This window comes from Sneathiella sp., assembly GCF_047631475.1.
GTDB lineage: Bacteria > Pseudomonadota > Alphaproteobacteria > Sneathiellales > Sneathiellaceae > Sneathiella.
Map to the genome: position 1 here is coordinate 58,797 of NZ_JBLHZT010000017.1, position 14,408 is coordinate 73,204.

Here is a 14,408-nt window from a genome sequence, read left to right on the forward strand (position 1 = left end):
TGAAAAAAGAACTAAGCAGAGGCCAGTTCCGGCATTTCAAACTTAACCTGATCGCGCCCACTTGCTTTGGCATTGTATAACGCATCGTCTGCCCGAGAGACCAGGTTGGTTGGATGTTCCCGATGATCAAATTGAGCTACACCAAATGACATGGTGATACGACCGACATCATCGCCTGAATTGCGTTTCACAAGTTTTTTGGACGACACGCTTTTACGGAGTTTATTCGCAATCTGAATGGCGTTTGCAATTGATGTGTTTGGCAGAATGATACCAAACTCTTCCCCGCCGTAGCGTGCGGTTGTGGCTGTCTCTTCGATTTCATTGTTGAGCGTATGGGCAACCAGCCTTAGGACCTGATCGCCAAACAAATGGCCATGGGTATCATTGAAAAGTTTGAAATGATCGATGTCTGACATAATCAGGCAAAGCTTAGATTGGTTTTCTTTTGCATGCAAAGAGGCAACCTGAAGTTCGCGATCAAAACGTTTGCGGTTGGCGATCCCGGTTAGCGGATCTGTCAATGCTTCCTGTTCAACATTTTTAAGACGTTTTCTTAATTCGTCAATTTCAGAAGATGCCTTACTCAGGCTTTCATTCAGGTGAAAAGACCGCTGCGACATATCTCGGGTTTCACCGATGATCTGCTGCACAATTGTCGTAAAATCGTCGGAGGTCATGTCATTCGCGTTATCCGCAAAATTCTCCAACTTATTTCCATATGCTTCAAGCCCGGTTGACGAAGCCCTGATCTCTCTCAGGACGGCTTCCATGGATTTTTGGACCAGTTTATTGGTCTCACGAATGGCTTTTCCCTCTTTTTCATGAGAGAAGAACTCATTGTAAATCTGATTGGCAACCTCTTCCGAAAATTTGCCGTTTTCTTTCATCAGCCTGTTAACAGCTTCTTTAATGGCTGGGTTTTCTTCACTTAGATATTCGTACCAAATCGTATAGTTCTGCGGAACTTTCTTGATTTGCCGATCATCAAGCAATGCCATGGTTTTTAAAGCGTTGAGAGAAGCTTTTTTAAAGCTATCGTCCATTCTCACGGCTATGTCCTTTAAAATTCATTCTACGAGGGGTTCTTTACTGGCCCCTAAAAGACAACAAAATACTTACCAACGCGTTAATTCGTATTACCTAACATATAAAAATGTTACAAACTGTCGTATTTTTAGTGTGAGTACTAGATATATTGGGATAATGGTGGGTATATTTTCTTGTTATCGGTGTGTTTTAGTAACCGATTCTGCTTATTATTATAATATCGTAATAATAAAGTTTCTTTTGTTTAAATATATTAGCGATATTATAATATTTTTATAGAGGGTGTTTTTGGCGCCTCAAACACTTCTTTAACAGAGAATCTCTGAAAGGTTCCCTGTTAAAAATTCGACGGTCAGGGCGAGCGGGTTTAGGCAAAGGCCTTGAAGGTGATCATAGTAAACGTGTCTTTGATGTTGTTCAGTGTTTGAATCTCTTCGTTTACAAAATGACCAATATCCTGATCGTCATCGAGATAACACTTCATCATCAGATCATAGTCTCCCGAAATAGAATAGACTTCGGAGACCTTCTCAACCTTTTCCACTGCTTCATTCGCCACATGATAGGCTTTTCCAAGCTGGCATTTGACCATGATAAAGATTGTCTTCACTGTAAGATCCCTTTCAGATTAATCGTAATGCAACATGCCAAAAAGCATACTACAGTTCTTTGAACGGCCCAAACACAACCTTATTGTCTGAAAATCAGACCGAATTGGGCAAAAAAAAGAGGCCGAAGCCTCTATTTTTATTTGGTGGCTGGTTTCCGGAAAGGAATATTGAAGAAGGCGGGAACATGTTCGCCTAGCCCCATGACAGGGGCGTCGTCTTCGTCTTTGGAATATCGCGAACGTTTTGGACGCGTATTCTTTTTTGACTTCCAGTCGTCATTTTCTGGTTTGGCATTCGCGCTTTCGGTTTTTTCTACCGGAGCATTTGATTGCTGGCGACCCCGACCACGGCGTTTAGGACCATCGTCTTTGGAGACGCGTTTGGAACGGCTTTCAATTTCGCGCGCTTCCTCAGCAATCTCATCCATACCGTCAATTTCAATGGCCGGGATCTCCCGACCAATGGTTTTGTAGATGGCAGCAAGATATTTCTTGTCCATTTTAGTGGCGAGTGTGAAGGCGTGGCCTTCCTGACCGGCCCGGCCTGTACGACCAATCCGGTGAACATAATCCTCTGAATGAATAGGAACGTCAAAATTGAAAACATGGCTGACATTCGAAATGTCAATACCGCGGGCGGCGACATCAGAACAGACCAAATGCCGAATCTCGCCGGTTTTAAATTTTTCCAGTGTTTCCATCCGGTGAGACTGGGACATATCCCCATGCAGCGCCCCGGCATTAAATTTATGCTTTGTCAGGGAACCCAGAAGGATATCCACATCTTTTTTCCGGTTACAGAAAATAAATGAGTTTTTCACGTTTTCTTCTGCCAGCATTTTGCGCAAAGCAGGACGTTTTTCATTTTTGTTATTAACGGTGACCAAACCCTGTGTCACAGTGAGCGCCGCAGAAGAAGGGGCTTCAACTTCAATTTCTTTAGGGTTCATCAAGAATTGATCAGCAAGTTTGCGCATATCTTTTGACATTGTCGCAGAAAAGAACAATGTCTGGCGTATGGGCGGCATTAAAGAGACGATCCGTTCGACATCCGGGATGAAACCCATATCCATCATGCGATCAGCTTCGTCAATCACAAGGGTTTTAACACCATTGAGCAGGACTTTGCCCCGTTCGAAATGATCCAGCAGACGGCCCGGTGTTGCGATCAGCACATCAACGCCCTTGTCCAGTTTTGCTTCCTGATCGGCAAAAGAGACGCCGCCAATAAGCAATGCCATGGAAAGTTTGCTGTATTTGCCATACTTTTCAAAATTCTCAGAGACTTGTGCCGCCAATTCTCGGGTTGGCTCGAGAATGAGTGAGCGAGGCATGCGGGCTTTTGTCTGTCCGGATGCCAGAATGTCAATCATTGGAAGTGTAAAGCCTGCAGTTTTACCAGTTCCGGTTTGTGCTGTTCCCAACACGTCCCGTCCCATCAAAACGACCGGGATCGCTTTTTCCTGAATAGGAGTAGGGGTGTTATAACCAGAATCTTCAACTGCTTTTAGAACTTCAGGGCTCAAGCCTAGATTTGCAAAAGTCATGCGTAAAGCGCTACCACCAATATTTTAAAATGCTTAAAACAAAAAGGCAATTTAGTGAAATAACCTGCCCTGTCAAACGTTTCCTCTATTTTTCAAGGAATTCCAAGTGTTCCAGAAGCAATATAAAGCGAAATTGTTTCAAAATAGTGACTTTGAAGTTATGCGATTATTCGATATGAAGTAAGTAATTCGTTCTTTTATTATGGTTAATTTTTTATTTGAACCTGTTTAAGCGAAAGTTTTTGGCAGTATGAGTGATAAACATCCCCTGATTTTAATTCCTGGCCTGCTATGCACGGATGAACTTTGGCGTGATCAGATTCAGGCGTTATCTGACATTTCCGATGTTTCAATTCCGAAGCATCATCTGGATGATGATATTTCGCTTATTGCGGACAGGATTTTAAAAGATGCACCAGAAAAATTTGCGCTCGCAGGGCTCAGTATGGGCGGTTATATCGCACTCGAAATTGTGCTTCGGGCGCCAGACAGGGTGACGCATCTTGCTCTGGTGGATACCCGGGCGGATGCGGACTCTCCGCAAGACAGGAAGCGACGAGAAGATTTCATTCGGCTCGTTCAACGGGGGAAAACCTTTAAAGGCGTAACTGAAAGTCTGTTGCCGATGCTGATCCATCCTAGTCGTTTTCAGGATGATGCTTTGACCTCGCGGATTTATCAGATGGCTGAAGATATCGGTCAGGAAGGGTTCATTCGTCAGGAAACGGCAATTATGAACCGCAAAGACCGAAATGCAGAACTGGACAAAATTACATGTCCGACCATCGTTATTTCGGGGAACGAAGACGCCTTGATCTCCCCGGACCTACAGGAAAAAATGGCCAATGCCATTCCAGATTCAGAATTTCATCTGATTGCCGAATGCGGCCACTTGCCGTCGATGGAACGCCCGTTTGAGGTAAACACTCTGTTGCGGGAATGGTTAAGCTGGACAAACTGATCACAGGTCTTATATCCCACTTAATTCTTTGCCAACTGTATTAATTACCACTGATCTGTTCAAACGTCTTCGATACAAGTGATCCATGACTTGATGGAGATGCGCTCAACGTTTTATTGCGACGGAATAATGAACGAAGTCGGTTTAACGAAAAGGAAGGTCAAATGGGATCTTCCCTTTTGTAAGGCTTTGGCGCAATAAACCGGACGAGGGCGGGGGTAGGCTACAGTGACAACGTTACGATCATTTTCACCTGAAAAAAACGAAAACGGCAATGGTCAAACGGATCAGATTGACCTTTCGGCATTTGTCTTTAAACATTTCCCCCAGCAGGCATGCCCTTATTCCCTGTCACCAGATGAAATTGATGATCTTGGGCGGGACGGTGCTGTACTTAACTGGTTTTGGACCACGATGGGGCGGTTTGATAATCCGTATAGTATAGAAAGCCTGATGGATCGCAGGGCGGCATCTTTACAGGTGGACCCGATTTCATTTCGCAAATCACGCCTGAAACCCACGGCAATCCGGCATAAAGCCGTGTTGGACCGGCTTGAAACATTAAAAGGCGGTTTGGGGAATGAATTATTTTCAGCTTCCGCCGGGGTTGCGCTGATTGAACAAAATGGGTGTATTTTTGGCCAGGTTGCCGACGTGTCACTTGAGGGCGAGGTCCTGAAGATTAAAAAAATTCTTTGTGTCGCAGAATGTGGACATGTTGAGTTTGTTGGGCAGGTTCGGGCGCAGATTTATGGTGCAATCCTGTTTGGGTTGGGGCCGCTGCTGGCTGAGGAAATGGGCGCAAGGGAAGGGCGGTTTTTCTCGCGTCAGCCGCTGGATCGCCCCGCTATTGATGGTGAAAATGCACCGCAGATTATCCTTGATCTTCTGCAAGGCAGTGCCCAAACGAATTTTCATAGCGACACAGGAAAACCACCACTGATACCAGCCGTGGCCTCCGCCGTACAATCCGTTGTTACAGCATCTTGAAAAAGACGCTGCACTGCGCCGCGCTAGATATCCAGGTTATCCGCGAAACGGGCATTTTCCTGAATAAATGTGAAACGCAGTTCCGGTTTTTTACCCATCAAGCTTTCAACCCGTTCAGACGTTTCTGCATATTCTTCCATCGGAACCTGCACTTTGAGCAGCGTTCTTTTTTCCGGGTTCATTGTGGTTTCTTTTAATTGGGCTGGCGGCATTTCGCCCAAACCTTTAAATCGGCTGATATCGATTTTCCCCCGGCCCGTAAATTCTGTGGCCAACAGCTTTTCACGGTGCGGATCGTCCATGGCATACAATGTCTTGGCACCTTGACTGATCCGATACAAAGGAGGCTGGGCCAGGTATAAATGGCCATCCGTGATCAGCTGGGGCATTTCCTGATAAAAGAACGTCATTAGCAGCGATGCAATATGGGCGCCGTCAACGTCCGCATCCGTCATGATGATGACTTTGTCATATCGAAGGTCTTCTTCACGATACTTGTCGCGGCTGCCACAGCCCAAGGCCTGCATCAGGTCTGAAAGTTCCTGATTTGCCTTGATTTTTGAAGAAACAGCGGACGCGACGTTCAGGATTTTACCGCGCAATGGCAAAATAGCCTGCGTTTTCCGGTTGCGACCTTGTTTTGCAGAGCCGCCCGCACTGTCACCCTCCACGATAAACAGTTCGCTGTCTTCTTTACCATTTTGAGAACAGTCAGCCAGTTTTCCCGGTAGTCTTAGGCGGCTTGTCGCGGTTTTGCGACTTGTTTCTTTTTCGGCCCGTCGGCGCAGTCTCTCTTCAGATTTATTGATGATCCAGGTCAGCAGGTTATTCGCCTGATCCGGGGCAGAGGCGAGCCAATTATCAAAATGGTCTTTGATGGCAAGATCAACCACACGTGATGCTTCCGGGGTCGCCAGTTTTTCTTTCGTCTGCCCTTGGAACTGTGGTTCTGGAATAAAGACCGACAAAACCGACGTTGCGCCGTTCAGAATATCATCGGCATTAATCTGGGCCGCTTTTTTATTGTTAATAAGCTCGCCGTAAGCTTTCAGGCCGCGCACAAGCGCCATGCGGAAACCGGCCTCGTGGGTGCCACCTTCCGGTGTTGGAACTGTATTACAATATGAATTCAAAAATGAAATATTGTCGGCTGGCCAAGCAATTGCCCATTCAACACGGCCGCGATCACCTTCGATTTCGACCCGTCCGGAAAAGGGTTCCGCTGTTACTGTTTGACGACCTTCAATCGTGGCAGATAGAAAGTCAGACAAACCGCCCGGAAAATGAAGGGTCGCCTCTGCCGGGGTTTCGTCTTTAATCAGCTCTGGCGCGGCTTTCCAGCGGATTTCAACACCGCGGAACAAATACGCTTTAGACCTGACCAGTTTGTAAAGCCGGTTTGGCCGCAAGGCCGTACCTGCTTCGAAAATCTCTTCGTCCGGGTGAAAATGGATGGACGTGCCCCGGCGATTGGGGGCGGCGCCTACCTTTTCAAGCGGGGTTTGTGGTAAACCACGAGAATATTCCTGCCGCCAAAGAACCTTGTCGCGCGCAACCTCGACTATCGTTTTGGAAGAAAGCGCGTTGACGACGGAAACACCAACACCATGCAAACCACCGGCTGTATGGTATACTTTGTTGGAAAATTTACCGCCTGAATGCAGGGTCGTCAGAATAACTTCCAGAGCAGATTTATCTTTGTATTTTGGGTGCGGGTCGATCGGTATGCCGCGGCCATTATCGCGAATGCAAAGAGACCCATCGGCAAAGAGTTCAACATCGATGCGGCTTGCAAAACCGGCCACAGCTTCGTCCATAGAGTTGTCGAGGACTTCGGCAGCCAAATGATGCCGGGCACGTTCATCCGTACCGCCAATATACATCCCCGGGCGTTTGCGGACAGGCTCCAACCCTTCGAGAACCTCAATATCCTTTGCTGAATAATCGGAAGTTTCTGATTTTGGCGTCTGAAAAAGGTCTGACATTGATTATGCGATCACTACTCTGAAGAACTGAAAATTGCAGACTATAGAATACTGTTCTCTACGCTCAAGGAAAGTGTATAATTTCAGATTAAGTGTTTAAGTTATTTCAGGATGTAAAAAATATGACTGCGGAATTCCGTGACCCAATTATCAGAACAGCCCCATTGCCCCGTGATTGCAATAACAATGGAGACATTTTCGGTGGCTGGGTTTTATCCCAAATGGATATTGCAGGCGGTGTCATTGCGGCAAGACGGGCAAAGGGGAGAGTTGTCACTGTCGCTGTTGAAGCGATGACCTTTCATCAACCGATCAAAACCGGGGATGTGGTGAGTATTTACGGCGACATCATAAAAATTGGAAGAACGTCCATGCATATCAAGCTGACAACAATTGTTGCCCGCAAGCTGGATCCAGCGGAAATCAAGGTGACTGAGGGAACCTATATTTTTGTCGCGATTGACGAAGAGGGGAATCCTCGCGAAGTTCCTACAGAATAAGCCCTGAAGAAAAACGGCGAAGAAATTGAACAACATTGAGTGTGTCCTGTGAAAGATGAGAAATCAGCGGCCAACGTCACGGCGGCGCCCTATCAGACTTCTGATTTTAACGCTTCTGAGTTTAAGCCTCTTTCACAGTCGCCACTTTGGAAGTTCCAGCAGGATTTTTATAAAAAATTGGGCATGGATGCCTGGCGTCCGCAACAGGTGCCCAATTTCATAACGACAAATTCTTTCATCGCGCATCGTTACGCCCGGGTTATTGCGGCGATGATCAGAGATTGGTGCCTGAAACATGGTAATAAAGACGAGCCCGTTAATATCCTTGAGCTGGGCGCCGGGTCTGGACGTTTTGCGCACTTCTTCCTGCATCATATTAAGCAGGCTTTGTCAGAACTGAGCGTAAGCCAACCCTTTCGTTACGTGATGACCGATATCAGCGAAGCGAACATTAACTTTTGGCGGCAACACGAGAAACTTGCGCCTTTTGTCACCTCAGGCGAACTTGATTTTGCTTATTTTGATGCGAGTGAACAGTGCCAGATTGATTTGATGGAGAGCGGGACATGCTTGAAGACGGGAAGCGGGCGGGTACCAATCATTGTTATCGCGAATTATTTGATCGATACCTTGCCGTCAGATCTGTTTCAGATCAGGAACGGTGAGCTGCATCAAAGACTGGCGGCGACCAGAATAGATGATCAGGAACCGGATATTCAAAAAGTTCTGGACCAGACCTTTATTGCCTATAAGGACGCACCCTGTCCGTCAGACTGGTATGGAGACGATCATCTGAAAGAGATTTTGGAGGGTTATATTGAGGGGGAAAAAGACTTTGGGTTCGCGGTCCCCATCGGATTTATCCGGAGCCTTGAAACATTGAAATCCTTTACAAGTGGTCCTCTGTTTGTATTGGCCAGTGATTTTGGGCCCTTATCTAAAGAAGCGATGCAGGAACATAACAATCAGATTCAAGTCGTGATGAACAAAGCCTACACTGTGCCCGCGAATTTTGATTTCATCGGCCGACTGAGCGAGAAAGGGAATGGAATTTTCCTGAAACCTGCTTGCAAACCAAGTGCCATTGCCACTGTTGGTTATCTTTTCGGCAACCATGATGATGCTTACCCAAATCTGCTAAAGGCTTATCAGGATTATATTGATGATTTTAGTCCGGATGATTTCAATTTGATGAAAGAGGTGCTGGAGGCGCCGAACGAAACCCTTGATTTAAAGCATATGATGTCCTTTTTACGTTTGAGCCAATTTGATTCAAGAATTTTTCTTATGATCTTCGATCAGTTGAACGCGGCTGTCCCCATGATGAAAACGACGGAGAGAGAGTATTTAAAACAGGCGATCCACTCCGTAATAACCCTTTTTTACAGAGCCGATCAGGAAACCGATATCCATCTGCAATGTGGTCATCTGCTTGGAAAAATGGGTGAGTATCAAGATGCGTTGCGACTTTTTGAAATATCGGCCAGTCATTTTGGTTTGACGGCCAAAGTCCAGTATTTGATGAGTATTCTATATTGGGAAGTGGGTCAGAAAGAAGACGCTGTACAGTGCTTAAAAGAGGCTTTGAACAAGGAACCTGACTTCACGCAGGCAACTGAGCGTTTAAGGTTGTATCAAGCGCAGATTTCCTGATTTAAGGGTTGAATAGACCCTTCCCTAACTGCGCGTTGATGTTACGCGATCAGCTGATTTTTTTTCCAGTATCTGCTGAATTTTTTTCTCTTCCCATTCCTTATCAAAGAACGGAAAGTATCTTGCGTGCCGGATACCGTGTAAAACCACGGCCAAGCCCCAACCCAGCGCCGGCCACTTTGCCCAGTAATAATCTGAGGTGAGAAGATTGATAATATGCAGGAAGGCAATCATCACAAAGTAGGTCGTAAGATGTTGCAGAAAATGCCGAAGTCTTCTAACCCGGCGTTGTGCGTCGCGATAGTCCTGATCAACGGTGTTCTGTTCCATAATACGCCTCCTCAACGACTGTCACGTTAGTGCGGCGATGGCAGAAGGTCAGTATCAAGTTCACTATTTTGTGACGGGAATTACGATAAAATGCCCTGTAATGCGTAATTTTTATGTCTGGATTTTGTTACCAGGGATGTTCCTCACCGTTCCATTTGAAGAACTTTCCGTTATCATCTTTTGCAAGAGACATGATTTTGTCAAACAGACCTGAGGTGCTTTGTTCAATGGTGATGTCAGCGGAGGCACCGCCCATATCAGTTTGAACCCACCCCGGGTGAAACAGTGTAAAAATGATGCCCGTTAGTTCAGGCTCGCATGAAAGGGTCTGCATGATTTTGTTGACCGCAGCCTTGGAGGAGCGATAGGCAAAGGCACCCGTGGAATGAAGGTTCAGCGCCCCCATTTGGCTCGAAATTGTAACGACCCGCGGATTTTGACTTTGCTTCAGATTATCAACAAATGCCTGAACCATTCGAAAGGGACCAATAGTATTAATGCGAAGGGCATCTTCCCAAGCGTCGAAATCAACATCATGAATTGAGGACGACCGCCCGCCCATAATGCCAGCATTGTTCAGGAGTAGGTTGATCGGCCTGCCGTGTAATTCCTGTTTCAAAGCATTGATTGATTTAGGATCGGATACATCCAGTTGATAAATTTCAATTCGATCCGGTGCGGATGATTTCAATGACTGTAGTTTGTCTGCTGTTTCCGGTGTTCGACAGCAACACAGTATATTCCATTGCCCACTTTCAAGGAATTTGGTTGCTAAGCCTAATCCAATTCCCCGGTTTGCGCCCGTGATAAGTGCTGTTTGCATTGTTGCTATCCCTCCAGCTTATTGTTTGTTCGAGTATAGCAAGCCCCAAAAAAAAGGGCCACCAGATGGCAGCCCTTTTCTTTTGTTTGTTTCGAACGCTTAGACGCTGAAATACATATCGAATTCTACCGGGTGAGGTGCATGTTCGAATTTGTATACATCTTCCCATTTCATGGAAATGTAACCGTCGATCATGTCGTCAGTGAAAACACCACCTTTTTTCAGGAATTCGCGGTCTGCATCGAGAGCTTCCAAAGCTTCACGAAGTGAACCGGCAACAGTCGGGATGTCTGCCAGTTCTTCTGTTGGAAGATCATAGAGATCCTTGTCCATTGCATCACCAGGGTGAATTTTGTTCTGAATGCCGTCAAGGCCAGCCATCATCATTGCTGCGAATGCAAGATATGGGTTGGCAGTACAGTCTGGGAAGCGAATTTCAACACGCTTACCGTTCGGGCTTGGAGCAAACGGAATACGGCATGATGCGGAACGGTTACGGGCTGAATATGCCAGAAGAACCGGAGCCTCAAAACCAGGGATCAAACGCTTGTAGGAGTTTGTAGAAGCATTTGTGAAGGCGTTGATTGCTTTTGCATGCTTGATGATACCACCGATGTAGAAAAGGGCTGTATCAGAAAGCGCCGCATAACCTGAACCTGCGAAAGTAGGCTTGCCATCTTTCCAGATTGACTGATGAACATGCATGCCAGAGCCGTTATCGCCCGCAACTGGTTTCGGCATGAAGGTTGCTGTTTTGCCATAAGCATGTGCAACATTGTGCGTTACATATTTCTGCTTCTGCATGTCATCGGCGGCGCCGACCAAGGTACCGAATTTAAAACCGAGTTCGTGCTGTGAAGGAGCAACTTCATGGTGATGCTTTTCAACAGAAAGACCCATTTCTTTAGCAACAGAAACCATTTCTGAACGGATGTCCGCGCCTTGGTCAACAGGCTGTACTGGGAAGTAACCACCTTTAACACGAGGACGGTGTCCTGTATTTCCGCCTTCCAGCTCTTCACCTGAACTGATTGGCGCTTCTACATCTTCAAGTTTGAAGAATGTATTGTGGCTGTCATTTGCGAACTGAACGTTGTCGAACATGAAGAATTCAGCTTCAGGACCGAAGTAAGCAGTGTCACCGATACCTGTGCTTGCAAGATAGGCTTCCGCTTTTTTAGCAACAGACCGTGGGTCGCGCTCATAGCTTTCACCGCTTGTTGGATCGAGAATGTCGCAGAAGACAATCATTGTTGGACGGGCTGCGAACGGATCCATTACAAAAGAAGTAACGTCTGGCATCAGTGTCATGTCTGACTCGTTAATTGCTTTCCACCCTGTAATGGAAGAGCCGTCAAACATCACGCCGTCTTCGAACATGTCTTCGTCAACGGCATCCACATGCATAGCAAGATGCTGCCATTTACCTTTTGGATCGGTAAAACGAAGGTCTACATATTCGACTTCATTTTCTTTAATAGCATTGAGAATTTCAGAAACCGTGCTCATATCTATGTCTTTCTTTCTGATTTGAGAGTTTGACGAACTTATTCATTGGCTAACCTGGATTGGACAGCCTGTTTATTTTTAAGATTAAACTGCTTCAGGGCCTTTTTCGCCCGTACGAATACGGATTACTTCTTCGACGGAAGATACGAAAATCTTTCCGTCACCAATACGGCCGGTTCGGGCAGCGGTTTGAATGGCTTCCAAAGCCCGTTCTACAAGTTCTTCTTCCAGAACGATTTCAATCTTAACTTTGGGTAGAAAATCTACCACATACTCAGCACCGCGGTAGAGTTCAGTATGCCCTTTCTGACGACCGAAGCCTTTGGCTTCCGTGACAGTAATGCCTTGAAGGCCTACTTCATGCAGGGCTTCTTTAACTTCGTCCAGTTTGAAGGGCTTAATGATCGCTTCAATTTTTTTCATCGTTCACTTCTTCAGTTGGTGCCGCAAAGGGGATATTTTCAAAACTACCTTCTATATAGCATGAGGCGTGCCAGTTTTGTCGGTTGTTTTTAAAAAAATACAAAGGCAGAAAACTGCGAAATTTTCCCCTTGGGTATTACGAATGACTAAAAGTTGGTCAAAAAAATTGATCAAAATTTCATCAAACGCCTAAATTATGTGCAACAATAAGGTCCCGTTGAGTTAGCGAGCTGGAGCGAAAAGATTATTTTTGAGGCAGTCTCAATTTATAAAGACCCTTAAAATCGTTTGGATCTACGGCCGCACCTTTTCTTACGATTTCGATCCGACCTGTACGGGCGAGATGGATTGCCTGCTGGCGGACAGCGGTCATGTATTTCCGCCAGATATCGTTGGGATCCGTTGGTTTAGATCGGTCCGAGGCAATTTTCTGAGCGATGTGATTGGGGGATACTTCTCCGCCGCCGTCTACGGCATTCAGAATGTAGGTAACCACCGGATCCTCAGGAGCGTTCTCCTGATCCTGATCAGAAGTATTGTTTGATTTATCTGATGCCATTGCGTTTCACCTGCCATTTCATCCATTTAAAAGTAGATGGGCTTGTACGTCCAACTGTCAAGAAAAGCAAGCATATGCTGAAATAGAGTAAGTGTCTTCAGCCTACATAATCCAGATACCGAACACGAGTCCGAGGTTCAAAAATCGTGTAACGGGGCCCGGTTCACGGGTCCGCATTAATAATGGGGTGGTTTTTCAGGTTGGCCGCCCTGCGTTGGGACACTTTCTTCCAGAGATATGATCCGTTGATGAGCGGTTGTGAGTTTGGCGCGCAGCCGTTCTATTTCCTGCCACTGATTATTGACCATATCGCTTAAATCCTGCACGATCTGATCCTGCTCAGCAACGCTGAGTTCAAGGGTCATAAGGCGTTTTTCAATCTCTGACATTGTGTATTTATCCTTTTGCAAGCTGCCGGGCGACGCCATCGACACGATCCATGGCTTTATTGATATTATCCAGCGAGTTGGCGTATGAAAAACGGAGATACCCTTCACCGAAAGATCCAAAACTCGTTCCGGCAATACTAGCCACACCTTGTTCATTCAATAAGATATCCTGCAACTCTTTGGCGGTTTTTCCGGTTCCTTGTATATTGGGAAAGGCATAAAAGGCGCCTTTTGGAAGCACACAGGAGATACCCGGCATATCATTGAGGCGTTGATGGATAAGTAAACGACGTTCATTAAAAGCATGCATCATTTCATCCACTGGGGATTGGTCCATGGTCAGCGCCGTGATGCCCGCCATTTGGGCTGCGGCATTCACGCAGGAATGATAATTGACGCATAGTTTAGTGACTTCAGGCACCAGATGTTCGGGCCAGAGCCCCCAACCCAGACGCCACCCTGTCATGGCGTAGGTTTTTGACCAGCCATCCAGAATAATCAATCTTTCTCGAAGGTCACTGAAGGACAGGAGGCTGACATGTTGCTGTCCGTCATAGGTCATCCTGCTGTAAATTTCATCCGAAAGAATATAGACATCTGGCCACTTCTTAAGCCCGTCTACCAACTTTTCCAGTTGTCTTTTGTCGACAATACCGCCGGTGGGGTTCGCCGGGCTGTTCAGGATGATCAGTCTTGTATTGGAATTCACAAGAGAGAGAACCTGGTGTGCATCAAAGGAGAAACCCTGTTCTTCCAGAAGTGGAATAGGGACGGGCTTTGCCCCAGAATATCGGATCATGCTTTCATAAATGGGAAAACCCGGATTTGGGTACAAAATTTCTGCGCCGGCTTCGCCAAAAAGCTCAATGGCAAAGGACATGGTTGGCTTTCCGCCTGGCATGATCAGGATATTATCCGCAGAGACAGGGACGCCGCGATATTTCAAAATGTCCTGCGCCACTGCTTCGCGAAGTTCCTGAGTGCCATTGGCCGCCGTATAACCGTGGTGACCATTTTTCAGGGCGTCGATGCCGGCCTGCACAATCGCATCGGGCGTAGGAAAATCGGGTTGCCCGATG

The 14,408-nt window shown here is 46.4% G+C and carries 15 protein-coding genes; 4 read left to right on the forward strand and 11 right to left on the reverse strand.

Annotated features, from left to right (window positions below; translation table 11 throughout):
* Positions 1-11: 11 nt before the first annotated feature.
* From ACJAYR_RS09120 to ACJAYR_RS09130, 3 genes are all read right to left on the reverse strand, one after another.
* On the reverse strand, positions 12-1,046 hold the full coding sequence (locus ACJAYR_RS09120) for a GGDEF domain-containing protein (protein WP_415236318.1): 1,035 nt from the start codon (positions 1,044-1,046) through the stop codon (positions 12-14).
* Positions 1,047-1,417: 371 nt separating this feature from the next.
* Positions 1,418-1,660: an Lrp/AsnC ligand binding domain-containing protein gene (locus ACJAYR_RS09125; RefSeq protein WP_169545643.1), complete on the reverse strand. Its 243-nt coding sequence runs from the start codon at positions 1,658-1,660 to the stop codon at positions 1,418-1,420.
* A 137-nt stretch (positions 1,661-1,797) separates the two neighbouring features.
* A complete protein-coding gene (locus ACJAYR_RS09130) occupies positions 1,798-3,207 on the reverse strand; it encodes a DEAD/DEAH box helicase (RefSeq protein WP_415236319.1) in 1,410 nt (469 codons plus the stop codon).
* 250 nt (positions 3,208-3,457) lie between these two features.
* Here ACJAYR_RS09130 and ACJAYR_RS09135 point away from each other — a divergent pair, with 250 nt between their 5' ends.
* The gene (locus ACJAYR_RS09135) at positions 3,458-4,168 is read left to right on the forward strand and encodes an alpha/beta fold hydrolase (RefSeq protein WP_415236320.1); all 711 of its coding nucleotides are present in this window, start codon (positions 3,458-3,460) and stop codon (positions 4,166-4,168) included.
* 228 nt (positions 4,169-4,396) lie between these two features.
* The gene (locus tag ACJAYR_RS09140) at positions 4,397-5,158 is read left to right on the forward strand and encodes a hypothetical protein (protein ID WP_415236321.1); all 762 of its coding nucleotides are present in this window, start codon (positions 4,397-4,399) and stop codon (positions 5,156-5,158) included.
* Between the two features lie 23 nt (positions 5,159-5,181).
* On the opposite strand, the gene parE is transcribed toward ACJAYR_RS09140, so the two are convergent.
* Entirely contained in the window at positions 5,182-7,143 is a 1,962-nt protein-coding gene (gene parE, locus ACJAYR_RS09145) for a DNA topoisomerase IV subunit B (protein WP_415236322.1), read from the reverse strand.
* Positions 7,144-7,265: 122 nt separating this feature from the next.
* Here parE and ACJAYR_RS09150 point away from each other — a divergent pair, with 122 nt between their 5' ends.
* Positions 7,266-7,643 (forward strand): acyl-CoA thioesterase, encoded by a 378-nt coding sequence (locus tag ACJAYR_RS09150; RefSeq protein ID WP_415236323.1) that lies wholly within the window; start codon positions 7,266-7,268, stop codon positions 7,641-7,643.
* A 48-nt stretch (positions 7,644-7,691) separates the two neighbouring features.
* Complete coding sequence (locus ACJAYR_RS09155; RefSeq protein ID WP_415236324.1) at positions 7,692-9,296, forward strand: SAM-dependent methyltransferase; 1,605 nt, start codon at positions 7,692-7,694, stop codon at positions 9,294-9,296.
* 24 nt (positions 9,297-9,320) lie between these two features.
* On the opposite strand, the gene ACJAYR_RS09160 is transcribed toward ACJAYR_RS09155, so the two are convergent.
* From ACJAYR_RS09160 to ACJAYR_RS09190, 7 genes are all read right to left on the reverse strand, one after another.
* Positions 9,321-9,626 (reverse strand): 2TM domain-containing protein, encoded by a 306-nt coding sequence (locus tag ACJAYR_RS09160; protein ID WP_415236325.1) that lies wholly within the window; start codon positions 9,624-9,626, stop codon positions 9,321-9,323.
* 127 nt (positions 9,627-9,753) lie between these two features.
* Entirely contained in the window at positions 9,754-10,449 is a 696-nt protein-coding gene (locus ACJAYR_RS09165; RefSeq protein WP_415236326.1) for an SDR family oxidoreductase, read from the reverse strand.
* A gap of 99 nt (positions 10,450-10,548) precedes the next feature.
* Positions 10,549-11,958: a type I glutamate--ammonia ligase gene (glnA, locus tag ACJAYR_RS09170; RefSeq protein ID WP_415236327.1), complete on the reverse strand. Its 1,410-nt coding sequence runs from the start codon at positions 11,956-11,958 to the stop codon at positions 10,549-10,551.
* Positions 11,959-12,042: 84 nt separating this feature from the next.
* Positions 12,043-12,381 (reverse strand): P-II family nitrogen regulator, encoded by a 339-nt coding sequence (locus ACJAYR_RS09175; RefSeq protein WP_169545633.1) that lies wholly within the window; start codon positions 12,379-12,381, stop codon positions 12,043-12,045.
* Positions 12,382-12,625: 244 nt separating this feature from the next.
* Positions 12,626-12,940 (reverse strand): DUF3253 domain-containing protein, encoded by a 315-nt coding sequence (locus ACJAYR_RS09180; protein ID WP_415236328.1) that lies wholly within the window; start codon positions 12,938-12,940, stop codon positions 12,626-12,628.
* Positions 12,941-13,116: 176 nt separating this feature from the next.
* On the reverse strand, positions 13,117-13,329 hold the full coding sequence (locus ACJAYR_RS09185) for a SlyX family protein (protein ID WP_415236329.1): 213 nt from the start codon (positions 13,327-13,329) through the stop codon (positions 13,117-13,119).
* A gap of 7 nt (positions 13,330-13,336) precedes the next feature.
* The coding region (locus ACJAYR_RS09190) for a pyridoxal phosphate-dependent aminotransferase (RefSeq protein WP_415236330.1) at positions 13,337-14,408 on the reverse strand (1,072 nt) is incomplete at its 5' end.

Excerpts from the sequence above, each read along its gene's own strand:
- ACJAYR_RS09120 (WP_415236318.1), bottom strand. The coding sequence starts at position 1,046 with ATGGACGATAGCTTTAAAAAAGCTTCTCTCAACGCTTTAAAAACCATG.
- ACJAYR_RS09130 (WP_415236319.1), bottom strand. The coding sequence starts at position 3,207 with ATGACTTTTGCAAATCTAGGCTTGAGCCCTGAAGTTCTAAAAGCAGTT.
- ACJAYR_RS09135 (WP_415236320.1), top strand. The coding sequence starts at position 3,458 with ATGAGTGATAAACATCCCCTGATTTTAATTCCTGGCCTGCTATGCACG.
- parE (WP_415236322.1), bottom strand. The coding sequence starts at position 7,143 with ATGTCAGACCTTTTTCAGACGCCAAAATCAGAAACTTCCGATTATTCA.
- ACJAYR_RS09150 (WP_415236323.1), top strand. The coding sequence starts at position 7,266 with ATGACTGCGGAATTCCGTGACCCAATTATCAGAACAGCCCCATTGCCC.
- ACJAYR_RS09160 (WP_415236325.1), bottom strand. The coding sequence starts at position 9,626 with ATGGAACAGAACACCGTTGATCAGGACTATCGCGACGCACAACGCCGG.
- ACJAYR_RS09165 (WP_415236326.1), bottom strand. The coding sequence starts at position 10,449 with ATGCAAACAGCACTTATCACGGGCGCAAACCGGGGAATTGGATTAGGC.
- glnA (WP_415236327.1), bottom strand. The coding sequence starts at position 11,958 with ATGAGCACGGTTTCTGAAATTCTCAATGCTATTAAAGAAAATGAAGTC.
- ACJAYR_RS09175 (WP_169545633.1), bottom strand. The coding sequence starts at position 12,381 with ATGAAAAAAATTGAAGCGATCATTAAGCCCTTCAAACTGGACGAAGTT.
- ACJAYR_RS09180 (WP_415236328.1), bottom strand. The coding sequence starts at position 12,940 with ATGGCATCAGATAAATCAAACAATACTTCTGATCAGGATCAGGAGAAC.
- ACJAYR_RS09185 (WP_415236329.1), bottom strand. The coding sequence starts at position 13,329 with ATGTCAGAGATTGAAAAACGCCTTATGACCCTTGAACTCAGCGTTGCT.